The sequence below is a fragment of the Musicola keenii genome, assembly GCF_014855505.1.
Lineage (GTDB): Bacteria > Pseudomonadota > Gammaproteobacteria > Enterobacterales > Enterobacteriaceae > Musicola > Musicola paradisiaca.
Genome location: NZ_JAAWVW010000006.1, coordinates 25,564 through 49,700, shown reverse-complemented (window position 1 = coordinate 49,700; position 24,137 = coordinate 25,564). Strand labels below are relative to the sequence as shown.

The window sequence follows — 24,137 nt, the reverse complement described above, 5'->3', positions numbered from 1 at the left end:
TGCCGATAGTTTTATATCGATACGTTTCGATAATCACTGACTGTTATATGGCATATTAAGCATTAATAATTATGTACATTTTTCATTTGAAAATGTGCTTTTTATGTATTACCTGTTTTTTAAATAGCATGGAATATAAAATGATGCTGTCGGAATATTTATTGTCTTTAGCTATATCGGCGACAGCATAATTGGAAAATGGTGTTTATCAGTCACGTCACTTATACAGTAAAAAATAAATTTTTTTCTGAATAAACGAGAATTCCGCGCTGAATAAATATTCAGAAAATACCCATAGGCGTTAATTGTCGTCATGATTGCCGGGCTAAAAATGTCATTCGTGTGTGGCATGTCGAAGAGGATCTAAATGTTGAGAAGCACGCAGTAAGGATCCTCGTAGCAGGGGGTGCCTAGCCCGGTTAGAGCAGGGTAAGAACCTTATAGCTGGACGTTATGGCTGCATAAAGTAGAGCCCTTATTTGGTGCAGCGATGTTGCGGCGCCGGATGAAATGTCACTGGTGTTTCCCGTCTAAAATGCTAACAATGATTCGCTGAAATAGCATTTCAATGTCAGAGCATTGCCCCGTTGATAGCGAACTCCGGTCGGTTGGGGGATACGATTATTCCCTGACGTAGTAATCCGTAAACAGGATGTCATTATGCAGTTGTTGAATTTGAAACAGGCAAGACTATTAAGCTTCATCTTTATCATGGGGGGGCTGCTGCTGCTGATTGAACTGCGTTTGCTGGCCTGCTTTATCGCTGGTTTTCTGGTCTATGAAATCGTCAATCTGCTGACTCCCTATTTCCAGAAAGTCATTAGCGGCAAGCGTGCGCGCCTGGCGGTCGTCGCGGTTATCAGCACGATCGTAGTCAGCCTGCTGAGCCTGATATTCGGCGCTCTGGTCGGGTTGCTGATGCAGGAAATGAAAGATACCAGTGTGTTTAACGCCCGTATCGCCTTTATTCTGGATGATGTACAAACGCAACTTATGACCTATCTGCCCGGTTATCTGCCGGTCAGCGTTGAAGAGCTACAACATGAATTCGTCATGTGGCTGCAAAAGCACGTCGCCATGCTGCAGAACATGGGGAAAGACTTTCTGCATGGTTTTGTCACCATGTTGATAGGAATGATCCTCGGCGCGATCATTTCGTTGTACAGCATTGAGCCCAGTATAGATAAACCCTTGTTGAAAACGGAATTGATGCACCGGGTTGCACTGCTTTCCGCGTCGTTTCGCAACATCGTGTTCGCTCAGGTAAAAATATCGCTGGTGAATACCATTCTATCGTCGCTGTTTATCCTCGGTATTCTGCCTACGTTTGAGATTCACCTGCCATTCGCCAAGACGCTGGTGATACTGACCTTTATCTTTGGTCTGTTGCCGGTTATCGGGAACCTGATTTCTAATTCAGTGGTATTTATTGCCGCGTTGTCGATCTCGTTGCCGATGGCGTTGATCGCGTTGGTTTACCTGATATTGATCCACAAACTGGAGTATTTCCTTAACGCACAGATTGTGGGAACACGTATCAAGGCTCATGCTTGGGAGATTCTGTTGGCGATGCTGGTGTTTGAAGCCGCGTTCGGCATATCCGGCGTGATCGCTGCTCCTATCTACTACGCCTATCTCAAAAGCGAACTGCGAGACGCCGCGCTAATCTGAGGGTGGGGTTTAAACAAAAAAACCACCTCTTCGCAGAGGTGGTTTTTTACTGCCGATAGCGATATCAGCGGGGAGACGTGGCGATCACCGGCTCAGGTTGTTCCGCTGTGCGGCCCAGCGGGTTGTTGCCCCAGCATTGTTCATATTTCCAACCAGTGAGTTCTTCTGCTACCGCACGGGCCTCGGCCGGTACATCGGCAATGGCGCCGCCAGCTTTGATACGGGCGATTTCCTGCAGCAGAATCATGTGGTTTTTACGATCCAGCTTCATTTGGGAACTGAAGTAAATCGCGACAACGGCCAGACCAATCACACCCAGAGAGAACACGCCGATAATTGCCAGCACCGCGCTTTCAGGCTGTGCAGCTTTACCGGAAATAAACCCGAACTGGCTCAGGATCCAACCCATTGCAAACACGATGACCGAACGCACCATTTTCCCGGCGAAGGTCATAGCGCCGGCGTAGATCCCTTCACGGCGGCGGCCGGTCAAGACTTCGTCCACATCAGCCAGGAAGGTGTAAACCGTCCAGGGGATGTAGTAGATGCCGCCGGTGCTCAGGCCGAATACGGCGGTGATGGCAAACAGTACGATGATTTCAACTGCCGGCGACCAGTGAGTGAAATAGAGCGCGGCGTAGGCCAGTACGCTCACGATAACGACTGTCAGCGCCAGACGATAAGGACGCCCGAAACCCATCTTCACGCAAATGCCGATGAAGAGAAACGTCGAGATGAACTGCATGATAGAGCTGAAACTGTTGAGCTGAGAAACCAGCGCCGTGCTCTGTTGCAGGCCAAACACGATGAAATAGGTAAATGCAGAGGCGAACAGCCACTCAGCACCGAAACCGAACAGATACATGCCCAGATGTTTGCGGAAAATACGCAAACGGAATGTGGAGGTCATGTCGATGCTGAGTTTCTTCAATGCCTGAAAAAGGTTCTGTGTGTTTTCGCGCATCACCTCGTTGGGAGAGCGTTCCCAGGAGGTCATATACAGCGCGATCATCGCCGCACACATGATGGCGCCATAGGCCAAGCCAGTGTAGAAGAACGGCGTGGCGGAATCCTTACCGTAAATACCGATGAACTGACCTGGAATAAAGGCAGCCAGGAAGTTGGCGACCTTACCGAAAATAGCTTTGGAACCGGTCAGTTTGGAGCGCATTTTAAAATCGGTGGTCATTTCGGTCGCGAGCGTTTCATAAGGCACCATGATGGAGGTGTAAATCAGCTCGAACAGAATGTAGGTCGCCATGTAGTACCAGAAGCCGAAACCTTCCATCCACAGCATCGGGTAGACCAGCACCAAAGGAATACCCAATAGAATGAAGAAACGACGGCGCCCAAATGCACGTCCGATACGGGTGTTGTAGAAGTTGTCGCTGATGTAACCCATGATCGGGTTACTGATTGCGTCAAGAATACTGGCGACGGAGAAAATAGAAGCCGCCTGAACCAACGTCAACCCACAAAATGTGGTGTAGAAATACATAAGCCAGGCACCGCTAATGGCCAGGGCGCCACTGCCTAGCAAGTTCGCGCTGCCGTAGCAGAACGTGTGTTTAAAAGATATTTGTTTACTCATGATCAATTCGCCTAACAATATTAAAACATTATTTCATTTGAAATGAACTTATGTTCTTATCATTTGCTGGTTCACATCGAAAGTAAACTAGCGTCACGGGTTTTACCGGTTTTTAGTCATGTTCTGTCATAGAGATCATGAAATAAGTTTTTTTAATTTGATCTGACTAAAATCGAGAGAAATACATTGATTAATGTATGGGGGTGAGATTTTATCGTTTAACGATAAAATATAATCCCGAGAGGAAATAATCTGTCGAAGATGATGATTTTGTGACGTTGATATACCCGGTGGCAGTCGTCGTATTCAACATCATTATTGTTAGTAAAAACAATTAATTGTAATGAAAATGTTGCCATGGCTGCGTCGTTTTCGATGTGCGTGGATATCAGCCCGTATGCGCGGGCGAAAGTGACTAATCTTGTGATCTGACCAAACTATGCCAATCGTTATCAGACTGGATGTGCTGCTGGCGCAGCGGAAAATGAAATCGCGTGAGTTGGCGCATTTGATTGGAATTACCGAACAGAACCTGTCATTGCTGAAATCAGGAAAAGTGAAAGGCATACGTTTCGATACCCTGGCGAAAATTTGTGAGATCCTCACCTGTCAGCCGGGCGATTTACTGGAATATCATCCTGATGAGTAAGCCATTGCGATTGCCCCATGCTGTTACTCCGTTTGTTGCGGCGCTGGTTCACTGGCGCAGTGCCGCACCAGGAAAAAATAAACATCCCCCCATGACATCCCATTAGGGCTATTCGACTTGCCATGTCGGCCCGGGCCGTGCGCGATATCCTCATGCACGCCGTGCACGCACCGGTTTACTCGCGGCGCTGGCCCGTTGGGCCGGACACATTACGTTGTCCGTTCACTCAGCGTGGCATATTGTCTGCGCGTAATCGGTGTCCAGACTGGCTGCGCCAATAACGCCTACTGGGATCATCCTTTAATACCGGTCGATTCAGCGTGACTGAGTCGGGCGCGTTGCGTTAGCCGCTGCAGGACGGGGGCGAACGAACCAGGCTGGCAGCAGTGCGATGAAAAACCCTATCGCGACGATCAGAAAACCGTCCTGATACGCCAGCATCTGTGCTTTGGCGGATACCATAGATTGCAGATAGGTGAGAATGCCGGGATTGATCTGGCTGCTCAGCGGCTCGCCCAGTGGGTTGCCGCCATGGCCGAACAACAGACTGAGTTGCCGAATGGCGTCGGTACTGCGCGGGTTGCCGACGTTCAGCGCTTGTGCCAGCGCCTGTCCGTGGAATGTGGTACGACGCTCAATGAAGACCGACAGCAGGTTGACGCCCATCGCTCCGCCGAGCTGACGGATGAAGTTGATGCTACCTGCGCCCTGCGCCAATTGATCCGGTGGTAGGGCCCGCAATGAACCCGCGTTCATAGCAGGCAACATCAGGCCAAGGCCGACGCGGCCGATGATGGTCCACCACACCATGGTCCAGAATGGCGTATCGGTATCGGCGTCGCCGGAAAGCCAGCAGGAGATACCGAACAACAGCAACCCCGCCGCGACCAATGTGTGGGGTTTCAGACGGTCGCTGAACGCGCCGGCGAACGGAAACACCATCCCCAGCGCCAGCCCGGCAGGCATCAGCAGCAGGCCGGAACGGGTGGGGGTATATCCCTGAATTCCCTGAAGAAATAACGGAATGATATAGGTGGAGCCATACAGACCAGCCCCCAGCACGAACGCGACGATACAGCCGGAGGTAAAGGCCGGATTAGCGAACACCCGCAGGCTGAGCAATGGGTGAGCGGTCGTGAGCTCGCGCACGATAAATCCCGCCATGCAAAGAACAGAAAACGCCAGCATGCCGATGATGAAAAGCGAGTCCCAACCTTCGCGTTGGCCGTTGGAAAGCCCGGTCAGCAGCGTGGTGAGGGAGAGCGCCATCAGCAGGAAACCGAGCGCATCGAAGCGCCGCCGCGCCGGGCTGTCGCCACGGCCTTTGGGCGGCAGGATCACGGACGCTGCAGCGATCCCGGCCAGGCAAAACGGGATGATCATCATGAACACTGCACGCCAGTTTAGTTGATCCACCATCAGCCCGCCGACGGCCGGGCCCAACGCCGGAGCCAGTATCACGCCGACGCCGTAAATGCCCATTGCTTTGCCGCGCTCCGAAACTGGAAATACCTGGGAAATGACGATCATCGCCAGCGGCTGAATAATGCCGGATGCGCAACCTTGCAGGATCCTCGCCAGGATCACTTCCGCGCTGTTCTGGCTGAAGGTGCCGAGTAGGCTGCCGAGGGTGAAGATGGCTAACGAACCGACATAGGTGGCCCGGTAGCCAACGCGATCCAGCATCCAGGCGGTCATCAGCATGGTGGCGGTCATAGAGGCGAGAAAGGCGGTGGAAAGCCACTGTACCTGATCCTGCCCCATGCCGAACGCGCCCATAATGTCGCGCATCGCCACGTTGACGATGGTCGCCGTCGCGGTGGTAGCGATGGTGCCGAGCATGATGGTGACGGTCGCCAGCCAACGGTAGGAACTACCGAACCGCGCCGCCTGGGCTTCAATGGGTGACATCGATGCTGACTTCCGCCATCAGTCCGGGTTTCAGCGCGGCGTCCGGCTGATCCAGCGCGATACGTACCGGCACCCGTTGGGTGATCTTGGTGAAGTTGCCGGACGGGTTCGGGCTGGGCAACAGGGCGAACTGATTGGTAGCGGTATTGCCGACTCGCATGACATGCCCCTGAAAATGGCGATCGGGATAGGCATCCACCTGAATACTCACCGGTTGCCCGACCTTGATCCGATCGATGGCGGTTTCCTTGACGTTGGCTTCCACCCACAGGTTGCGCGGATCGTGCACCATCATCAGCCACTGGCCAGCCTGTGCATAATCGCCCTGATGGGTAATGGTGCGATCCACCACGCCGTCCACCGGCGAACGCAGCGCTCGGTCGGCGATCTCTTGTCTGAGCTGATCGACCTGGGCCTGAATGGCGGTACGCTGTTGACGCTGCATATCGATCTGGCGATCCAGCACCTGTAGCGTGCTGCGCTCGGCTTCGGCGGTATGCAGTGCCGCCAGCTGCGCGTTGTGCTGCGCTTGCGCTTCGCGTAATTCGCTCTGGCGTTGTAGCAAGGCGGTGTGGGTTTCATCCCAGTTTTTACGGGCGGTGAGGTTGCTCTTCAGCAACTGATCGTCGCGCTGGAAATTGTTCTGGGCGAGGTTGAGCTGATAGCCGACATTATTGATGGCGGATTCCGTCGCGGCCAGCTTGGCGCGCGCTTCCTCCAGCGCTGATTGCGTAGTCAGATCCGTCACCTGACGCTGGGTTTCGCTATAGCGAATCTGGGCGTCGGCGGCGGCCAGGTTGCCCTCCTGCTGTGCCAGACGCAGCTGGGCGTCGCGATCGTCAATCTGAACCAGCAGTTGCCCCTGGCGGACGACATCACCGTCGATGACCGGACGCGCCATGACCCAGCCACTTTCACGGCTGGCCAGTGAAATCACTTCACCCACCACGCGCGCGTCGGTTTCGGTGACGTGGTTGAAACGCTGATGCAGCCAGACGGCGACGGCGAGTAACGCCAGCAGTAATGTGCCGACCCCTCCCAACAAAAAAATTCTGTGGCGATGATCCAGACGTTGGTACCCCGCCAGAAAAACGACGATTTTTTTCATGACGGCTGCTGTTCTGCTCGGGTGAGGTTTTCGATGACCTGATTGATGACACGGCTGACCTGGACAATCTCCTGATCGGTCAACCCGGTGAGTGCCTGCACACGTACTTTTTCGGCGCAGAGTTCGACTTTTTGCACCAGTTCCTGGCCTGAGTCGGTCAGGAAAATCTCGCGAAAACGTCGGTCGCTACCTTCGCGACGTTCGATGAATCCTTGCTTTTGCAGGCAGTCCAGCACTCTGACGATGCCCGATGCATCAAGACTGAGGGCATCTGCCAGCGCTTTCTGATGAATAGGGCCTTCGGTACGGGCGATATAGAGCAGCGGTAGCCAACTGGATTGCGTCAGTCCGTAGGGTTGCAATTCACGGTCGATGACGCGGCGCCAGAGGCGGGTAGTCTGCCCCAGCATAATGGCGAAACGACGTCTGGCGGTGGCTTCGGGTTGAGTCATGGTCGGCGATATCTGGTGAGATGTGGTGGGTAATTAATTAACAACTCAATAGATGATATGTCAATTAATATTGTGAGCTAATGCGAAAAAAACTAATGCAACAAACACTGAGAGTTTCATCCGAACAGGCAATGATGGAGAGGGCGCGGTGAGTAAGGGATACGTGCGCGGTGGGGGGCAAAAAAACAGGGCCGCCCGGTGGCAGCCCTGGTCATCCTGCTATCAGGATTTACTGGCGTCGGTTGTCGGAGCGACGGGCTCTGCATTCGGCGCGACCGGTTGAACCGAAGGGGTCGGCTGCACGTTATCCTGCGGCGCGGGCGAACTGGCCTGCTGAATCTCTGGAGCCTGAGACGCCGGGGCCGTTTCTTCCGCCGGGCCGTTGACCTTGACGGGCATGCCCAAACGGGTTTGCAGCGCCTGATTGACTTCGCTTTCGTTCACGCTGGCATCCGCCAGCGCCTTGGCCACCACCTGAGTGAGCTTGATCGGCACCTGGATATCGGAGTTGAACTCCTCTTCGGTACGGGACAGCGGATTGTGAACTTCCACGTAACGGGAACCATCCGGCTCGACGGTGGCTTTTACCGGCTCATTAATGAACTGAACCCGGGTACCGACCGGAACATTGTTGAACAGGAACTTGATGTCTTTGTCGCGCAGACGGACACAGCCGTGGCTGACGCGCAGACCGATACCGAAGTTGGCGTTGGTGCCGTGGATGGCGTACAGATTGCCGATGTAGAGCGCGTACAGGCCCATCGGGTTATCCGGGCCGGCCGGATAGACTTTCGGCAGGAACTCGCCACGGGCCGCATATTCGGCATGCATGGCGGCGGTCGGCGTCCAGGTCGGGCGTTCTTTCTTACGCTGTACGGATGTGACCCAGTTGATCGGCGTATCTTTGCCAAGCTGGCCGATGCCGATCGGCAGCACGACCACGGTCTTGGAGCCTTTCGGATAGTAGTACAGGCGCATTTCAGCGCTGTTGATAACGATGCCTTCGCGCGGCGCATCGGGCAGGATGAGTTGCTGTGGAACGGTCATAGTGCTGCCGGGTTTAGGCAGATAAACGTCAATACCCGGATTAGCTTCCAGCAGGTTGCTGAGCCCCATTTGGTACTGAGCGGCAAATTGCTCCAGCGGAGCGGTGCTGTCGGTGGGGATGGTGACCTGGATATTTTCGCCCACCAGACGGCTGTTCGGTGCAGGCAAGGGATAAACCACGGCTTGGGCTGTCTGGCTAAAGGCAGCGGCCGCCGTCACTAACGTCAAGATCGCGCGAATGCTCATTTTCATATCTTTGTTGAGTGTTAAAGCCATTCCGGCATAAGGGAACGTTTATTTATAGGCGGTCGGGCCGGAGAGTCCGAACTGCCGACGACCGGTGCGCATTATATGTTCAGAATGGCGTCGGAGAAAACCAGATGTGTAATGAATCACATTTTTTGTTGCTGATCACGGAAACAACCGGCCTTTTCGCGCAGAAAACAGGGCGGCCCTCAGTCGAGAGCCGCGTTCATCGGTATTACGCACGTTCGAAACCGTATTACTCCTGACTGCTCTTCTCCGCCTTTCCCGCCAGCAGCGTCAGGAAGTCGTAACGACGGCGCAGATCCGCCTCGGCTTCCTCGTAAAGCTGGGCGGCGGCTTCCGGCATCTGGTTGTTGAGGCGACGGAAGCGCTGTTCGTTCAGCAACGTCTCGCTCAGGCTGGCGGACGGCGGACGGGAGTCAGTCACCAGCGCGGGTTTACCTTCCTCGGCGCGTTTCGGATCGAAGCGGTACAGCGGCCAGAAACCGGTGGCGGTCAACTGACGCATCTGATCGTGGCTGAAGGCCAGATCGTAACCGTGTTCTTCACACGGGCTGTACGCGATGATCAGCGACGGGCCCGGCCAGGCTTCCGCTTCCTGGATGGCTTTCACCGTCTGATTAAGCTGTGCGCCCAGTGAAATCTGCGCCACATAGACGTGGCCGTACATCATCACGTTGATGCCCAGATCCTTGCGCGCTTTGCGTTTGCCTTTCTCGCCAAATTTGGTGACGGCACCGAGCGGCGTCGCTTTGGACTGCTGGCCGCCGGTATTGGAGTAGCACTGGGTATCCAACACCAGCACATTGACGTTCTCCGTCAGGCTCATGACGTGGTCAAGTCCGCCGTAGCCGATATCGTAGGCCCAGCCGTCGCCGCCAATCAGCCAAACCGATTTGTCGACCAAATGGTCGGCTTCCGCTGCCAACTGGCGGGCGGCGTCGTTCTCCAGTGATGCCAACGACTGGCGTAAATGGGCGATCTGCTCGCGGCGCCGATCGGTGGCGACGCCGTCTTCCTGCAATCCGGCGACCAGTTCCGCCGGGAGCTGCGGCGTCAGTTCGCGCAGCAGTCGCAGAGCGCGCTGGCGATGGTGGTCGACGCTCAGACGGAAGCCCAGCCCGAACTCGGCGTTGTCCTCAAACAGCGAGTTGGCCCACGCCGGGCCGCGACCATTGGCATCGGTAGTCCAGGGTGTGGTCGGCAGGTTCCCGCCGTAAATCGAGGAACACCCGGTGGCGTTGGCCACCAGCAGACGATCGCCGTACAACTGGGTCAGCAGCTTGATATACGGCGTTTCGCCGCAGCCGGAACAAGCGCCTGAATATTCGAACAGCGGCGTAATCAACTGCGAGGTGCGGATATCGATACGCTCCAGCGTATTGCGATCGATTTCCGGTAGTTGGAGGAAGAAATCATAGTGGGTTTTTTCGGTCGCGACATGCTCCAGCCGGGGCTCCATATTGATAGCCTTGATCTCCGGATTCTGGCGATCCTTGGCCGGGCACACTTCCACGCACAGGTTGCAGCCGGTGCAGTCTTCCGGCGCGACTTGCAGGACGTATTTCTGGCCGCGCATGTCGCGGGCTTTCACCTCCAGCGATTGCAGCGACGCGGGCGCATCGGCCATCGCGTCGGCGGGCACCACCTTGGCGCGGATGGCGGAGTGCGGACAGGCGGCCACGCAGTGGTTGCACTGGGTGCAAAGCTCCGGTTTCCACAAAGGGATCTCCTCGGCGATATTGCGTTTTTCCCAGCGGGTGGTGCCGACCGGCCAGGTGCCGTCCGGCGGCAGCGCGGAGACCGGCAGGCTATCCCCCAGCCCAGCCAGCATGGCGGCGGTCACGGTCTTGACGAAATCCGGCGCGGCTTCGGATACCACCGGCGGGCGTTGGGGGCTGTCCGGATTCACTGCCGCCAGCGTCACCTCGGTCAACGCTTCCAGCGTGGCGTCCAGCGCGCGCCAGTTACGTTCTACCAGTTCCTGGCCTTTGCTGCCGTAGCTGGTGGCGATGGCGTGGCGCAGTTTTTCCCGTGCATCGCCGCCGGGCAGAATATCGGTGAGATGGAAGAACGCCATCTGCATTACGGTGTTGATACGCGCGCCCAGTTGGCATTCGCGGGCGATTTTGGCCGCATTGATGCAATACACGCGCGCCTGGAGACGGTTCAGCCCGGCCTGTACTTCCTGCGGCAGACGGTGCCACAGGTCATCGCTGCCATACGGAGAGTTGATTAAGAAAATACCGCCGGGCTTCAGCCGCTCCACCATGCTGTATTTGTCGATGAATTGCCATTGATGGCAGGCGACGAAATCCGCCTGTTCGATCAGATAAGCGGAGTTGATGGGATGCGGCCCCACGCGCATGTGGGAAACGGTCAGGCTACCCGCTTTTTTGGAGTCGTAGACAAAGTAGCCCTGCACGAACAGCGGCGTGGCGTTGCCCACGATTTTGATGGAGTTTTTGGCGGCGGAGACGGTGCCGTCGCTGCCGAGCCCATAGAACAATGCTTCCAGTGAGGTATGCTGCGGCATCGGCTGAGCGGACAGCGGCAACGACAAGTGAGTGACGTCATCATAAATACCCACGGTAAAGCGCGCTCTAGGGTTGGCAAGCGCTAACTCGCTGAAGACGGCAGCCACACACTGCGGTGTGAATTCTTTAGAGGAGAGACCGTAACGGCCGCCGATGACTTTCGGCATAAGTGGGCGCTCACCTCGGGAGAACGCCTCCGCCAGCGCGGTCATAACATCCAGATATAGCGGTTCCGCTTGTGCGCCAGGTTCTTTGGTGCGATCCAGTACGGCGATGGTCTGCACGCTGTGCGGAATCGCCGCCAGCAGGCGCTGCGCGGAGAACGGCCGATACAGGCGCACTTTTACTATCCCGACCTTTTCACCGCGGGTCAGCAACGTATCGATCACGTCTTCGCTGGTGCCCGCGCCGGATCCCATCATCACGATGACGCGGGTCGCCTCCGGGTGGCCGTAATACTCGAACGGCCGATACTGACGCCCGGTGACGGCGGCAAAACCGTCCATCGCCTGTTCGACATGGGCGAAGGCCGCGTTATACCAGGGGTTGGTGGCTTCCCGCGCTTGGAAGAAGGTATCCGGATTGGAGGCGGTGCCGCGAATCACCGGTCGTTCAGGGGTAAGCGCTCGCTCACGGTGCGCGTCAATCGCCGCCTGTGGCAGCAACTGGCGGATCTGGTCATCGCTCAGCGGCTCAATCTTGTTGATCTCGTGCGAGGTTCGGAATCCGTCGAAAAAGTGGATAAACGGCAGACGGCTGTTCAGGCTGGCGATTTGGGATATGAGCGCGAAGTCCTGCGCTTCCTGTACGTTGCTGGCGCACAGCATGGCGCAGCCGGTCTGGCGTACCGCCATGACGTCCGAATGGTCGCAAAAAATGGAGAGCGCGTGAGTCGCCACGGTACGAGCGGCAACGTGCAGCACAAACGGCGTCAGTTGGCCGGCCAGTTTGTACAGCGTGGGAATCATCAGCAGCAACCCCTGGGAAGAGGTAAAAGAGGTGGCCAGCGCGCCGGTCTGCAAGGCACCGTGAACGGTGGCGATCGCCCCGGCTTCCGATTGCATCTCGATCACCCGAGGTGTGTCGCCCCATACGTTGTGTCGGTCGTCGCTCGACCAGGCCGCCGCGTGTTCCGCCATGGTGGAACTGGGGGTAATCGGATAGATAGCGATAACTTCATTGGATCGCCAGGCTACGGAGGCGACCGCGTTATTACCGTCGGTGGTGATCATGACTGAATAACCTTATGTTGCTGAACAATGACCGTTAAGGGCGGGTATTATCACCGTCCTGCGGCAAAATTTATCGATGACGACCGGAAGAGTTGTTTCAATGTGTGTTTGCGGAACATCCAACCAGGCTACGTCTCGGTACGGCATGAGCGGCATGGCCGTTATCGGCCGGAATTCATTCATGATAGCAGCCATCGCCTAAAATTAACCGCCCTAACATCGCGAAAATCGATACAGACCGCACGCGCGCTCTGGGTTTGTTGCCGGTCATCACACTCAGACGGCCCATGGCGGGTTATGATGGCTGAATGTAATAACATTGTTAATTTTAACGGCGACGTTACCTGGATTTTTTATCGCAAATCGGATCGGCGCAGTGGAAGGATAATGACTGACGCCTATGCTGATAAAGAGAGAGTATCTCTTGATGGAACAATGTGATGAGTGACGGGCAGAACCAAAGAGCGGGCTGCCCGGGCACCCAGATGGATCTGGAGTCAGGTACAGGTTCAAAGAACCGTAGGGCAGTTGCAATGCGGGCGCGATGTACAGGGACGTCGGTTTACATTTCAGGAATGCCTTCGCGCTTTACGGGCGAGATCGCCATTTTGACGAAGGAACAGCATTATGTTTATCGATCTGAAAGAGAAGATGGTGTCCGTGTTGTCTCGTATTCGCGAACGGGGCTATGGGCCCAGCGAGGCCGTTGAGCATATCATCCAGTCGCTGGGCAGCCGCTATAACGATGTTTCTAAAGTGAATGTGCTTACTCCCAGCTTACTGGCGGATGTGATTTATACGGTATATCAGGAGGAGACGTCGCCACTGGAGATTGCATCGATTTTGCGTGTTCTGGGCTATGCTGCCCGCGATGTCGCTATCGGGCTGCATCAGCAGTTTCCTCAGTTAGCGCCGGATGAAGTGGGCAGTTTTATTATGGATGACGACGTTTATCCCGGCATAGATAGGAAAACCCTGATTGACGCATTGTCTTATGCGGGGTTCTCCCGGCAGGAATGCGATCAGGCGGAGGGTATTTTGTATTCCTGATCGTCGTGGAAGCGGGAGGTTTAGGCTGCGTCACGCATAGCGGCGGGCGCAGCCTAATACTGTGCGCTTCGCCTTGCAGGCCGGGTCGGGCGTCTAAAAGGAGATTCGGCATGCAGCAACCTTCGCTGACCACCACACACCTGCAATTGCGTCCGTTGCGTCTGACGGATGCCCTCGTGTTGACCCAACTGCTCAATAGTGACCCGCGCATCGCCGCTATGACGGTGCAAATTCCGTATCCGTGCCCTCGTGAATTGATTGAACGCTGGATTACCGGGCTGGAGGACAGCTGGACGCTGGGGCAAAGCGCGGCTTTCGCCATTTGCCTGCAGCACAGTCGGCAGTTGATCGGTGTGATAGCGTTGAGTGCAATGGATGGCGATAAGCCGGAAATCGGCTATTGGTTGACGGCGGCGCACTGGCACCAAGGGTTGGGCACACAAGCCTGCCGGGCGATGTGTCAGTTTGCTTTCACCCAGGGAGTGCGGCGGATTTATGCCTGTCACCTGCCGCAGAATGTGGCATCCGGCAAGGTGTTGCTGAAAAGCGGTTTTCACGCGCTGGGTTTCCATCGCGTCACGATGGTGACGCTGCGCCAGCGGATGAGAGTCGCGGTTTATCGCATTGAGGCGCCCGTAACGTCCCGTTTTCCCGCCTGACTGCTTATCGGTTAGGCGTCATGCATCTGCCCGCCGCAGTGAAGCATCGTTACGGAAGCGCTTTCCCTCCGTTTTCGAACAGTGGCCGTGTCTGTTTATCTTCTTTTTTGCCCTCAGAGAATTGGCGTACACTGGCATCTACTTCACATCGATAGCATTGGATAAGGATATGAATAAACGCACAATAGCGCTGACTGCTGCTATGTTGGCGGTGGCCGGATGTGACGATAAACAACGTCTTGAGCCGGTCAGCCCGATGATGGCGGGTTTTTCCAATATTTTCGGTTTTGATGCCTTACGGGGAAAAATAAAGCGTTTCACACAGACCCAGACTGATGAACAAGGGAAAGTGGTGGCGTATGTGGCCGTCACGCTGAATCAGAACGGTTGCGTCGATACGCTGAAAAGCTACCAGCCGACGATGAATCTGGATCTTGACCTGGTGCGCGAAGGGCAGTTGTTGGTGGATCGCAATGATCGCAAGCCCGCGTTCCAATTGGGGAAAGACTGCCTGCTGGAAAAATCCGTCGATGGGCGTCTGATCTACCGGCATGATGATAAAGGGTTTATCACCGACGTATTTTATAACGGCCATACGACGCCATTCGCCACCTACCAGTACGATGATGACGGTTTCCCCAGCGATATGACTTTTACTTCGCCGGAGAGCGGCAAAGTGACGTCGGTTTCTCTGCGTAATGATGCTGCGCCGGGGAAACGCCTTGACTCCACCATGAGCGTGACGGAAAACGGCGAGCAGACCAGTATCACCCGCACGACCTGTCGTTACGATGTACGTTTTAATCCTGTGGTGTGTCGGGTGTTGATGACCAACGGCAAAGGCGCCGCTCAGACGTTATCGACGCTGACGAATACCACGAAGGTTGAGTATCGATAGTGTTCCTGACCATCGGTGATGTGTTGAGCCGCGTAGTATTAACGCGCCGTGGCATGCGCCCGGCGTATAGACATGCAAAAGAGCATTGGCGGAGAAGCGTCGGGCGTTTTTTCTGATCAGTCGCTGACCAGCCATTCGTCGGCTTCATTGAACATTTCTTCGATAATCCGGTTGATAGCGGATTTATCCTGCTTGCTGGCATTGGAATTGATGGCGTTGGTTTGCATTGGCTTCACTTTAACTTCCGCATCCGGAAATGTGCGCTGGATGCGTTTGGTCAATTCCGCCCGGATCAATGCTTCGGCGTTAGGTAATCCGCTCACGTTTCTTCTATCGTAAACCAGCTCTACGTACATTGTTCCATCTCCATACAAAATACTGTATTAAAATACAGTATTTTGTGCTGCGTGTGCAATCAGGATTTTCCGCGAGTGGTAAATTTGTCATGCCGATCGCGACAGTGAAACAACAGGATGGGATGCACCGTTCGCATACACGGGGCTCATAAATGACGATATAGCGTATCGCCCGGCCCGTCACGGATTTGCCGCGTAGTCTAAGACTGTATTAGCGCGGATTCGGGCTGGATGTTTCACAACATAATGGATTCAGCGGTGCTATGCTGGGGCGCAAGGGGGTGGCCTGGCATCTGGCGTTTATGCTGCCATACGCACCCGGTGACGCCGTCTCCGACGGAGGACGACGTGTCGGTGCTGTACATCCCTGAACCCGAAGACTGGCGGCAGGTTTGCAAACGCATGATCTGAGCCGGGTTTCGCGTCGTGATGTCATTCAATCCTTACTGGGAACGACAGAGGAAAACCTTCTGCGATCCTGATGGCTACCGGGTTGTGCTGCAGAACGGCAGCTGGCCGGTAACTCCCTGATAAATAGAGATAAGCCTATGTATATTATTAGTTTGACATACAAAGCGCCGCTAGATGAAGTGGAGAATCTGCTGGAGTCGCATGTTACCTGGTTGAAACAGGGATATGCGCAGGGCGTATTCATCGCTTCCGGGCGCAAGAATCCGCGTACCGGGGGCGTGATTCTGGCAACAAGCATTGAGCGGGCGGAATTGGATGATTTCCTGAAGCGGGATCCGTTCCAGGCGGTAGCTGACTATGAGGTAATTGATTTTCAACCCTCAATGACGACGGATAACTTTACTTCGCTGGCTCGACTCTGAGCCTGGCGGGAAACGGCCCCGGGCAGTTTCGGGGCCGACAGGATTTAGCGTTGCACGGAGCTTTGCAGGTTGCTGTCTTGCGCGTGGCGCTCCTGAGCCAGTTCAATCAGCCGGGTAATCAGGGCGGTATAACCGATGCCGGTGGCTTCCCAGAGTTTGGGATACATACTGATGTTGGTGAAGCCCGGCAACGTATTCACTTCGTTGACAATCACTTCTTCCTGCGGGGTCAGAAACACGTCTACCCGCGCCATTCCCTGACAATCCAGCGCCTGAAACGCCTGAACGGCGATCTCGCGGATACGCTGATGAGTGCTGTCCGACATCGGTGCGGGGATTGCCACCGCCGCGCCGTCTTCACTGATGTATTTGGTATCGTAGGAATAGAATTCGTCATGCACCACGATTTCGCCGCAGACACTGGCTTCAGGGTGATCGTTGCCCAGCACCGCGCACTCGATTTCACGGCCCACGATGGCGGATTCCACCAGCACTTTGTGATCGTAGCTGAAGGCCAGCTCGACGGCCTGCCGGAATTCCGCTTCGTTGCGTACCTTGCTGACGCCGACGGAAGAACCCTGGTTGGCCGGTTTGATGAACAGCGGCAGCCCGAGGTGGGCGGTGATGTCGGCGAAGTGATGGCGTTCGCGGTTGGCGCGGGTCAACGTGACGAACGGCGCGACCCGCAGGCCGGCATCGCGCAGCAGGCGTTTGGTGACATCTTTATCCATACTGACCGCAGAACCGAGCACGCTGCTGCCGACAAACGGAATATTGGCCATACGCAGCAGCCCCTGCAGCGAACCGTCTTCGCCCAGCGTGCCGTGTACGATCGGGAAGATCACGTCAATCTGTGACAGGGCGCTGGCGTTGCTGGTTTCAATCAACTGATTATGGGATTGGCCGGGCACCAACGCCACATTGCGGCTGGAGCGGTTGAGCGCGATCAGCGACGGATTATTGGCGTTGAGCAGATAATTGGACGCATCGTTGAGATGCCATGTTCCTTGTTTATCGATACCCAGCAGTACGACGTCAAACCGCGTTTTATCAATCGCGTCCACAATATTTTTTGCGGACTGCAGTGACACTTCGTGCTCAGAGGATTTACCACCAAAAACCACGCCAACCCGAATTTTGCTCATATCACTCTTTCCGTTATGGATTCTTTCTACTTTACAACCTGCTACCGCCGTTGATTCGTACAAGACGCCGGCCCGGAAAGAGTACCACTTAAGACCGCCAATGGAGCGATAAAAGGGGACTTTTTTGCCAAACCGGTCAGCATTTATCCCGCCATGACGCGGGCCGCCCCGTTTTTATACCACGCTCTGGCCGCATTGCTATCCGCATGCCGGCGTTGGCGTAAAAATTGCTCTGTTGTCATGACTACCACGGAAAATTGCCATCACGGTGAATTGTCACCACGGCAAGGAGAAGGGCAAATGCATCATTGTTCAATGTCGTTAAGCGTGCGGCCGTTGCAGCCCTGGTTCGTTATCAATGCGGCTGAAGAGTATCTGAAAAAGAATCTCGATAATTCGCCGATTGCCCATTTCTACAGCTTTTCCGTTGCGCGTGAGCAGCCGGTAACGCTGGCGGTGCCGGATGGCAGTGTCGACCTGCTGTTTCATTGCAATCAGGACGAGCCGGGCGGCCGGGTGTGCGGTAGCACGGTGTCGGCCCAGGCCACCCGGCTGTTGCCGGGGGAGCGCTATTTCGGCGTGCGCTTTATGCCGGGTGTGATGCCGGCGTTTCTGGATCTGTCGCCGGGAGAATTGGCCGGTCAGGAGATCCCGTTTCAGGATGTGGCGCCCGGTGCGGCGCGATTACTGGCCCGGCTGGTGCGCAGCCGAGATTTCAGTGAGCAGATCACGCTGTTCCTGCATTATTTCGCCCACTGGACCAACCGCGCCTCGTCGCCGCTGCTGTTGCAGATTATCGATCTGATCATGGCCCACGACGGCGTGATCCGGGTGGAGGATCTGGAGCGAAAGACGCTTTATTCCGCCCGCTATATTCACCGCTTGTTTCACGACCACTGCGGCATGTCGCCGAAAGCCTTCTGCCGCACCATTCGTTTTCAGCGTGCATTATCACTGCTCAATCATGGCGACGTGGAGAGTCTGGCGCAGTTGGCCCAACGTCTCGGCTACGCTGATCAGTCCCATTTTCTTCGTGAATTCAAACAGTTTGCGTCCTGCTCGCCGAAACGTTATCTCGCCGGGCTGCAGGCGGTACGTTACCAACATCGCATCCGGCAGTGCTGATGCCGCCGCATAGTGGCAGTTCACGCTAACGGGTTGTTATCCGAGCCTTTTCAATATCTCCCGGTCTAGGGCGAGCGTTTGATGGTGGGTCGAAACGGCCGCCTTTTTTTAGTGCAAAAATGCACCAAAATAACGCCGGTTCTGCACCCTGCCCGGTGCCGATTTATTCTATTTTCTCCCTGCCGCCTCCCGCTATAAACAACTCACAGACACCGTTGATACATGGTTCGCATTTCCCCTGAATCCTATTTGAGTGAGGTTGTTTATGGCACAGGCAAAAGACGTGGTACCGGGTTTTTACACCATTGACGAAGCGATTGCGCTGGACGGTGACACCACCCGGGCGTTGCAGCTGACCCACCTGAACCGCATGCGTTCGCTGGATGGGCATGCCAAATATTTTGTGCGGGCGGAAGGTTGTTCCTTCATTGATGACAATGGCGACAAGCACCTGGACATGATTGGTGCCGTCGGCGTAGTGACCGTCGGCAACAACAACGAGTTTGTTTGGTCCTGTTTGCAGAAGTGTTTCGACAACCGCCTGTTCATGATGGGAGCGATTTCCTACCACAGCGTCACCGCCGCGCTGGCGCACAACATGGCGCTGCTTTCACCGCAGGGCAAGCTGACCAAGATGGGAACCGCCACCGGCGGCGCCGAAGCCATCGAAGGCATGATCAAACTGGTCAAGCTCGGCACTCGCCACAAACCCGGCAAGACGCACCTGCTGGCGACGCTCGGCGCGTTTCACGGCAAAACGTCCGGCGCGGTATCGCTGGGCGGCAAGGATAAATGGCGCTTCGGCCAGCAGCCGACCCTGGGCAATATCGACCATGTCGCCTACGGCTCGGTATCCGAGCTGGAAGCGGCGCTGTCCACCGGCAAATACAAGGCGTTTGTGGTCGAGCCGATTCAGGGAGAAGGCGGCATTATCGTCCCGCCCGCCGGTTATCTGAAAACGGTACGCGCGCTGTGCGATCGCTACGACACGCTATTGGTGTTGGACGAAATCCAGTGCGGCGCGGCGCGCACCGGCAAATTCTGGTGCTGCGAACATGAAGACGTGGTGCCGGATTGCATCGTGTTCGCCAAGGGGCTGTCCGGCGGTCTGGTGCCGTTCGGCGGCTATCTGTGCACCGAAGCGTTGTATGAGGCCGCTTACGGCACCATCGAAACCTGTTATCACCACACCGCCACCTACCAGGAAAACACGCTCAGTGCGGCGGCGGCGCTGGGGGCGTTGCAGTTTATCGTTGAAAACGATCTCTGCGGGATGGCGCAGCGTAAAGGCAAACGGATGATGCAGCGCCTGCGTGAAATCCAGGCGCGCTATCCTGGTGTCATCAAAGAAGTCCGCGGCAAAGGGCTGATGATCGGTATGGAGTTCTGTCCATTACCGGCGGCGCTGCATGCCGAGATGGGGGAATTCTACTCGGCGCCCATCGCCGGCCTGATGGTGGAGCAGTGGCGCATCCAGGTGAATTTCACCATCAATAACCTGGCGGTATTTCGCTTCCTGCCGCCACTCACCATTACGGATGACGAGTTGGAGTACGCGCTCAGTGCCTTTGAGTCATCGGTCGCGGCGGTGGTCGATCGGGTGCAGACCGCCACACTTTCCGCCACGGCGTGAGGATGACGACGATGAAATTTACTTACGTACAGCCGGTCAGGCTGTGTTTTGGCCGCGGGGAGGCGCAGCGCGTCGGGCAAGAGGTGGCGGCGTTGGGGAAACGTGTATTGCTGGTGACGGGAAAAACCAGCTGCCGCAAAACCGGCCTGCTCGATCGCCTGACTGGCTGGCTGGCGCAAAGCGGCGTCGGCTGGACGCTGTTCGACCGGATCGAATCCAACCCGTTGACCACGACGGTGGATGAAGGCGCGCGGTTGGCGCGCGTACAGCAGTGCGATGTGGTGCTGGGCGTCGGCGGCGGCAGCGTGATGGACGCCGCCAAAGGTATCGCGTTTATGGCCTGCAACGGCGGTTCGATCCTGGACTATCTGGCGCAGCCGGAGCCGCAAGGCGGAGCGTTACCGCTGGTGCTGATGACCACGACCGCCGGCACCGGCAGCGAGGGCAACTGCGTGGCGGTGTTCACCAATCCGGACACCCACGACAAGCCGGTATTCTTCACGCCGGCGCTGTTCGCCCGCACGTCGATTATCGATCCGGAATTGATGGTGACGCAGTCGCCCGCCATGGTGGCGTCCACCGGCTTTGACGCGCTGAGCCACAACATCGAGGCGCGGGTCGGCAACTTTTGCCAGCCGATGACGGAAATCATGACCGAACGCGCCATCGGATTGTTGGCGACCTTCCTGCCGCGCGTTTGTCGCGATGTGACCGACCTCGACGCCTGGGATCGGGTGTGTTGGGCCAACACACTGGGCGGCATGTCCATCGGGTTGTCGGCCTGCGGCCTGCCGCACGCGATGGAGCACCCGCTGAGCGGGTTGTACAACATCACCCACGGCGAAGGGCTGGCGGCACTGTATCCGGAACTGATGCGTTTTTCCTGGCGTGACAACATTCCCGGCTTTGCCGCGGTGGCGCGCGCCATGAGCAGCGAAGCGAGCGGTCTTGGCGAAACGGAACAGGCTTGTCACAGCATCGATCTGGTGCGGCGTTTGCTGCACAACATTGGGCTGACCTTCACGCTGCGGGATCTCGGCGTGAAAGAACAGGATATTCCCTGGATGGCGGATAACTGCGTGCAGACCATGGGGGTGAGCCTGGCGCAGAACCCCCGTGCCGCCACCCGTGATGATATCGACATGCTGTATCGCGCCTGCCTGTAACGGCGGCGGTTGCCGCGGGTTATCGAAGGGGCCTCGTGTTGCCGTGCGCTGTCCGTCTTACGCCGGCCCGATAGACGAGGGATGGCTGGCGCGCGTTGTCTGCGCACGGTTTGCACGATGGCACGGGCTATCGGATGGGTTGTGGGTACGGGGGTACAGGATGAATAGCAGTCAGTTGAAAAAGAACAGTCTGGGGTTGTGGTCGCTGGTGTTTTTCGTGGTAGCCGCCGCCTCTCCGCTGACCGGAGTGGTCGGCGGACTGCCGGTAGCGATCTCCGCCGGCAATGGTGCGGGCATTCCGGCGGTCTACATCATGGCCGGCGCGATCCTGCTGGTGTTTTCCTTCGGCTATATCGCCATGAGCCGCTATGTCACCAATGCCGGCGCGTTTTACAGCTATATCACGCTGGGGCTGGGACGGCGTACCGGCATCAGCGCGCTGGCGGTGGCGCTGCTGGCCTATTTCGCCATCCAGATCGCGGTGGTGGCGATGTTTGGTTTCTTCAGCAGTATGTATCTGCACGAGCACTTTGGCGTGGATCTGCCGTGGTGGCTGTACAGCCTGGTGATGCTGCTGGTGGTGTGCCTGCTGGGGATTGAGAGTGTGGAGATCGGTGGGCGGGTGCTGGGTATTCTGATGCTGATGGAGGTCGGCATCGTGTTGCTGACCGATGCGGCGGTGGTCTGGTCGCACGGTACGACGCCGCTGACGCTAACCGCGTTCACACCGACGGTGATCTATCAGGGCAGCATCGGCATTGCGCTGGTGTTCAGCATCGCCGCTTTTATCGGTTTCGAATCCACCGCGATTTACGGCGAAGAGTGCCGCGATCCGGCAAAAACCGTGCCGCGCGCCACCTTGATGGCGGTGGTGCTGATCATGCTGTTTTTCGCCGTAACCAGTTGGGCGATGGTGCAGGTATACGGCGTCGAACAGGTGCGCGAACAGGCGGTGAACAACCCTGGACGCTTTATCTTCGATGTGGCGACTCGGTTGTTGGGCGGCTGGTCTGAACAGGTGATGTCGCTGCTGCTGATCACTAGCCTGTTCGCCGCCACGCAGGCGTTCCACAACACTATTTCCCGCTATCTGTTCAGCATCAGCCGCGATGGTTTTCTGTGGTCGAAACTGGCGCGGGTGCGCGGCGGCAAAGGGACGCCCTATATCGCCAGCCTGGTGCAAACCGGATTGATGGCGGCGCTGCTGCTGGCGATGGTGGCCGCCGATCTCGACCCGATGATGCACATCTTCGCGCTGGGGTCGGCGATGGCGACCATGGCGATCCTGTTGCTGCAAGTGGGCGTATCGCTGGCGGTGATTCGATTCTTCCAGCGGGAGGTTCAGTTACCGGTCTCCGCCTGGAGCCGGTTGTGGGCGCCGGCGATCTCCTCGGTAGCGATGCTGGCGGCGCTGATCATGGTGACTCGCAATCTGGATATTCTGAGCGGCTCTTCGTCCGGTTCAGTGGCGTTGATCCCCTGGTTGGTTTTCGGTATGGCAGCGGTTGGCTATCTCTCCGCCTGCCGTGTCGGTGCAACGCCGTCGCTGGAAAACGTCGATTCGCGGGGATAATCGGGAACGATCACGCCGGCAACGGTATGATGGCGGGAAAACCGGTGCCGGGTACGCGCCCGACATGGTGGTGACAGCCTTATCCATACGCCTGAGCGGGGGAATATCAACCGGTCAGGCGCTTTTTTGCCCCTCATCGCGCTGTCGCTGGCTGTTGCCCTGGCGGTAGGCTAGCGACACCATCAGCGATTGCACCAGACACAAGGTGGCGGATTGGGAGCGGAAAGCATCCACCTGTGCTTCTTTCACCACAAAGCACACCTCGCTGAGGGTGGCCAGCGGGCTGAGCTGGCTGTCGGTAATGACTATCTGACTGGCGCCCGCATGGGCCGCCATCTCGCTCACCATCACCGTTTCCTGTGCGTAGGGAGAAAAGCTTATCGACACGACAATGTCTTTGGCGCTGACCCGGCACAACTGCTCGCGGAACATGCCGCCCAGCCCGTTCACCAGTACCGGACGGCTCTCCAGATGGCTCAGCGCATAGGCCAGGTAGGCGGCGACGCTGAATGAACGTCGCAGCCCGACAATGTAGATGGTCTCAGCTTGCGCCAGCAGTTCGACCGCTTTTTCCAGTTCTTCCGGCCGGGTGCGTGCCGCCAGTTGCTGCATCGCCTGCGCGTTGGAGCGGGCAAACTCGTGCAGAATGTCCTGCGGGCGTTCCGGTACGGTGTCTTCCAACTCGCGAAACAGCCGTGCCCGGTCGGTATAGCTGGCGGTTTCCTCCACCAGATTCATGCGGAACAGCTGTTTCATTTCGTTGAAGCCGCTGAAATCGAAAGCGTTGGCGAAACGGATCAGCGTGGAGGGCGGGACATCCGCCTGCTCGGCGATCACCGCCACGGTATCGAACGCCACGCTGTTGGTATTATCCAGCACGTAGCGCGCCACCTGCTGCAAACGCTTACTCAGGGTGTCATACCGCGTGCGGATCTGCTCCTGTAATTCTCTCAGGCTGGTCGCCATGGCCATCGTGGTGTTCTCCGTCATTGGGCGGGATATTCTGGATCCGATTCTAGTGAGTCGAACCGTCATTTCAAACCGATTTATTGCCCTTGCGGTAGAAAATAGAACAAATAATTCAGTTTTTTTTCAACCTTATGACCTACCAGAGGGTGCGGGAACTCCAATATTCCAACGTTTACTTAAGGTTTACTGAAAAACCTATGCTGGATCACAATAATCAGCGTTTGTTTTATTTTCTATTAAAATGAAATTTTTATTTCATATACAG

19 protein-coding genes and 1 pseudogene are annotated in these 24,137 nt (G+C 56.4%); 11 read left to right on the top strand and 9 right to left on the bottom strand.

The window, feature by feature from the left end:
• Positions 1 to 660: 660 nt before the first annotated feature.
• Positions 661 to 1,671: an AI-2E family transporter gene (locus HEP82_RS07955; protein ID WP_192457595.1), complete on the top strand. Its 1,011-nt coding sequence runs from the start codon at positions 661 to 663 to the stop codon at positions 1,669 to 1,671.
• A 64-nt stretch (positions 1,672 to 1,735) separates the two neighbouring features.
• Here HEP82_RS07955 and HEP82_RS07950 read toward each other — a convergent pair whose 3' ends face one another.
• Entirely contained in the window at positions 1,736 to 3,262 is a 1,527-nt protein-coding gene (locus tag HEP82_RS07950) for an MFS transporter (RefSeq protein ID WP_192457594.1), read from the bottom strand.
• A gap of 439 nt (positions 3,263 to 3,701) precedes the next feature.
• On the opposite strand from HEP82_RS07950, the gene HEP82_RS07945 reads away from it, so the two are divergent.
• Positions 3,702 to 3,911: a helix-turn-helix domain-containing protein gene (locus tag HEP82_RS07945; protein WP_192457593.1), complete on the top strand. Its 210-nt coding sequence runs from the start codon at positions 3,702 to 3,704 to the stop codon at positions 3,909 to 3,911.
• Positions 3,912 to 4,226: 315 nt separating this feature from the next.
• Here HEP82_RS07945 and HEP82_RS07940 read toward each other — a convergent pair whose 3' ends face one another.
• The 5 genes from HEP82_RS07940 to nifJ all read right to left on the bottom strand — a co-directional run bounded on the left by HEP82_RS07940 (position 4,227) and on the right by nifJ (position 12,465).
• Positions 4,227 to 5,822, bottom strand: a complete 1,596-nt coding sequence (locus tag HEP82_RS07940) for a DHA2 family efflux MFS transporter permease subunit (protein ID WP_192457592.1) — start codon at positions 5,820 to 5,822, stop codon at positions 4,227 to 4,229.
• Positions 5,809 to 6,930 (bottom strand): HlyD family secretion protein, encoded by a 1,122-nt coding sequence (locus HEP82_RS07935; protein WP_192457591.1) that lies wholly within the window; start codon positions 6,928 to 6,930, stop codon positions 5,809 to 5,811. The genes HEP82_RS07940 and HEP82_RS07935 overlap by 14 nt, the downstream gene beginning before the upstream one ends.
• Entirely contained in the window at positions 6,927 to 7,382 is a 456-nt protein-coding gene (locus HEP82_RS07930) for a MarR family winged helix-turn-helix transcriptional regulator (protein ID WP_192457590.1), read from the bottom strand. Before HEP82_RS07930 ends, HEP82_RS07935 begins: the two co-directional genes overlap by 4 nt.
• A 222-nt stretch (positions 7,383 to 7,604) precedes the next feature.
• Complete coding sequence (locus HEP82_RS07925) at positions 7,605 to 8,675, bottom strand: L,D-transpeptidase family protein (RefSeq protein ID WP_192457589.1); 1,071 nt, start codon at positions 8,673 to 8,675, stop codon at positions 7,605 to 7,607.
• Between the two features lie 256 nt (positions 8,676 to 8,931).
• Positions 8,932 to 12,465 (bottom strand): pyruvate:ferredoxin (flavodoxin) oxidoreductase, encoded by a 3,534-nt coding sequence (gene nifJ / locus HEP82_RS07920; RefSeq protein WP_192457588.1) that lies wholly within the window; start codon positions 12,463 to 12,465, stop codon positions 8,932 to 8,934.
• Positions 12,466 to 13,092: 627 nt separating this feature from the next.
• On the opposite strand from nifJ, the gene HEP82_RS07915 reads away from it, so the two are divergent.
• From HEP82_RS07915 to HEP82_RS07905, 3 genes are all read left to right on the top strand, one after another.
• Positions 13,093 to 13,515 carry a hypothetical protein gene (locus tag HEP82_RS07915; protein ID WP_192457587.1) on the top strand — a complete coding sequence of 141 codons (423 nt, stop codon included), beginning with the start codon at positions 13,093 to 13,095 and terminating at the stop codon, positions 13,513 to 13,515.
• A gap of 110 nt (positions 13,516 to 13,625) precedes the next feature.
• Positions 13,626 to 14,174 carry a GNAT family N-acetyltransferase gene (locus tag HEP82_RS07910; RefSeq protein ID WP_192457586.1) on the top strand — a complete coding sequence of 183 codons (549 nt, stop codon included), beginning with the start codon at positions 13,626 to 13,628 and terminating at the stop codon, positions 14,172 to 14,174.
• Between the two features lie 169 nt (positions 14,175 to 14,343).
• Positions 14,344 to 15,072, top strand: a complete 729-nt coding sequence (locus tag HEP82_RS07905; protein WP_192457585.1) for a YnfC family lipoprotein — start codon at positions 14,344 to 14,346, stop codon at positions 15,070 to 15,072.
• A 116-nt stretch (positions 15,073 to 15,188) separates the two neighbouring features.
• On the opposite strand, the gene HEP82_RS07900 is transcribed toward HEP82_RS07905, so the two are convergent.
• A complete protein-coding gene (locus tag HEP82_RS07900) occupies positions 15,189 to 15,428 on the bottom strand; it encodes a DinI family protein (protein ID WP_015854908.1) in 240 nt (79 codons plus the stop codon).
• A gap of 167 nt (positions 15,429 to 15,595) precedes the next feature.
• On the opposite strand from HEP82_RS07900, the pseudogene HEP82_RS19960 reads away from it, so the two are divergent.
• Positions 15,596 to 15,959: pseudogene (locus tag HEP82_RS19960) on the top strand (VOC family protein).
• 17 nt (positions 15,960 to 15,976) lie between these two features.
• Complete coding sequence (locus HEP82_RS07895) at positions 15,977 to 16,261, top strand: YciI family protein (protein WP_192457584.1); 285 nt, start codon at positions 15,977 to 15,979, stop codon at positions 16,259 to 16,261.
• A 44-nt stretch (positions 16,262 to 16,305) separates the two neighbouring features.
• Here the strand turns inward: HEP82_RS07895 and ddlA are convergent, their stop codons facing one another.
• Positions 16,306 to 17,406, bottom strand: coding sequence for a D-alanine--D-alanine ligase (ddlA, locus tag HEP82_RS07890; protein WP_192457583.1), 1,101 nt, complete (start codon positions 17,404 to 17,406; stop codon positions 16,306 to 16,308).
• Positions 17,407 to 17,706: 300 nt separating this feature from the next.
• Between ddlA and HEP82_RS07885 the strand changes: the two genes are divergently transcribed.
• The 4 genes from HEP82_RS07885 to HEP82_RS07870 all read left to right on the top strand — a co-directional run bounded on the left by HEP82_RS07885 (position 17,707) and on the right by HEP82_RS07870 (position 22,903).
• Positions 17,707 to 18,531 (top strand): helix-turn-helix domain-containing protein, encoded by an 825-nt coding sequence (locus tag HEP82_RS07885; protein ID WP_192457582.1) that lies wholly within the window; start codon positions 17,707 to 17,709, stop codon positions 18,529 to 18,531.
• A gap of 265 nt (positions 18,532 to 18,796) precedes the next feature.
• Positions 18,797 to 20,164 carry an aspartate aminotransferase family protein gene (locus HEP82_RS07880; RefSeq protein ID WP_192457581.1) on the top strand — a complete coding sequence of 456 codons (1,368 nt, stop codon included), beginning with the start codon at positions 18,797 to 18,799 and terminating at the stop codon, positions 20,162 to 20,164.
• A gap of 11 nt (positions 20,165 to 20,175) precedes the next feature.
• Positions 20,176 to 21,330: an iron-containing alcohol dehydrogenase gene (locus tag HEP82_RS07875; protein WP_192457580.1), complete on the top strand. Its 1,155-nt coding sequence runs from the start codon at positions 20,176 to 20,178 to the stop codon at positions 21,328 to 21,330.
• 160 nt (positions 21,331 to 21,490) lie between these two features.
• Complete coding sequence (locus HEP82_RS07870) at positions 21,491 to 22,903, top strand: APC family permease (RefSeq protein ID WP_192457579.1); 1,413 nt, start codon at positions 21,491 to 21,493, stop codon at positions 22,901 to 22,903.
• 114 nt (positions 22,904 to 23,017) lie between these two features.
• Here the strand turns inward: HEP82_RS07870 and HEP82_RS07865 are convergent, their stop codons facing one another.
• Positions 23,018 to 23,875 (bottom strand): MurR/RpiR family transcriptional regulator, encoded by an 858-nt coding sequence (locus HEP82_RS07865; RefSeq protein ID WP_192457788.1) that lies wholly within the window; start codon positions 23,873 to 23,875, stop codon positions 23,018 to 23,020.
• Positions 23,876 to 24,137: the final 262 nt, after the last annotated feature.

What these genes read in the sequence shown, in the direction of transcription:
- HEP82_RS07930 (WP_192457590.1), bottom strand. Translation starts at nt 7,382, where the DNA reads ATGACTCAACCCGAAGCCACCGCCAGACGTCGTTTCGCCATTATGCTG.
- HEP82_RS07865 (WP_192457788.1), bottom strand. Translation starts at nt 23,875, where the DNA reads ATGGCCATGGCGACCAGCCTGAGAGAATTACAGGAGCAGATCCGCACG.
- HEP82_RS07940 (WP_192457592.1), bottom strand. Translation starts at nt 5,822, where the DNA reads ATGTCACCCATTGAAGCCCAGGCGGCGCGGTTCGGTAGTTCCTACCGT.
- HEP82_RS07875 (WP_192457580.1), top strand. Translation starts at nt 20,176, where the DNA reads ATGAAATTTACTTACGTACAGCCGGTCAGGCTGTGTTTTGGCCGCGGG.
- HEP82_RS07895 (WP_192457584.1), top strand. Translation starts at nt 15,977, where the DNA reads ATGTATATTATTAGTTTGACATACAAAGCGCCGCTAGATGAAGTGGAG.
- HEP82_RS07880 (WP_192457581.1), top strand. Translation starts at nt 18,797, where the DNA reads ATGGCACAGGCAAAAGACGTGGTACCGGGTTTTTACACCATTGACGAA.
- HEP82_RS07905 (WP_192457585.1), top strand. Translation starts at nt 14,344, where the DNA reads ATGAATAAACGCACAATAGCGCTGACTGCTGCTATGTTGGCGGTGGCC.
- HEP82_RS07950 (WP_192457594.1), bottom strand. Translation starts at nt 3,262, where the DNA reads ATGAGTAAACAAATATCTTTTAAACACACGTTCTGCTACGGCAGCGCG.
- HEP82_RS07955 (WP_192457595.1), top strand. Translation starts at nt 661, where the DNA reads ATGCAGTTGTTGAATTTGAAACAGGCAAGACTATTAAGCTTCATCTTT.
- HEP82_RS07870 (WP_192457579.1), top strand. Translation starts at nt 21,491, where the DNA reads ATGAATAGCAGTCAGTTGAAAAAGAACAGTCTGGGGTTGTGGTCGCTG.
- ddlA (WP_192457583.1), bottom strand. Translation starts at nt 17,406, where the DNA reads ATGAGCAAAATTCGGGTTGGCGTGGTTTTTGGTGGTAAATCCTCTGAG.
- HEP82_RS07910 (WP_192457586.1), top strand. Translation starts at nt 13,626, where the DNA reads ATGCAGCAACCTTCGCTGACCACCACACACCTGCAATTGCGTCCGTTG.
- HEP82_RS07885 (WP_192457582.1), top strand. Translation starts at nt 17,707, where the DNA reads ATGCATCATTGTTCAATGTCGTTAAGCGTGCGGCCGTTGCAGCCCTGG.
- HEP82_RS07935 (WP_192457591.1), bottom strand. Translation starts at nt 6,930, where the DNA reads ATGAAAAAAATCGTCGTTTTTCTGGCGGGGTACCAACGTCTGGATCAT.
- HEP82_RS07900 (WP_015854908.1), bottom strand. Translation starts at nt 15,428, where the DNA reads ATGTACGTAGAGCTGGTTTACGATAGAAGAAACGTGAGCGGATTACCT.
- HEP82_RS07945 (WP_192457593.1), top strand. Translation starts at nt 3,702, where the DNA reads ATGCCAATCGTTATCAGACTGGATGTGCTGCTGGCGCAGCGGAAAATG.
- nifJ (WP_192457588.1), bottom strand. Translation starts at nt 12,465, where the DNA reads ATGATCACCACCGACGGTAATAACGCGGTCGCCTCCGTAGCCTGGCGA.
- HEP82_RS07925 (WP_192457589.1), bottom strand. Translation starts at nt 8,675, where the DNA reads ATGAGCATTCGCGCGATCTTGACGTTAGTGACGGCGGCCGCTGCCTTT.
- HEP82_RS07915 (WP_192457587.1), top strand. Translation starts at nt 13,093, where the DNA reads ATGTTTATCGATCTGAAAGAGAAGATGGTGTCCGTGTTGTCTCGTATT.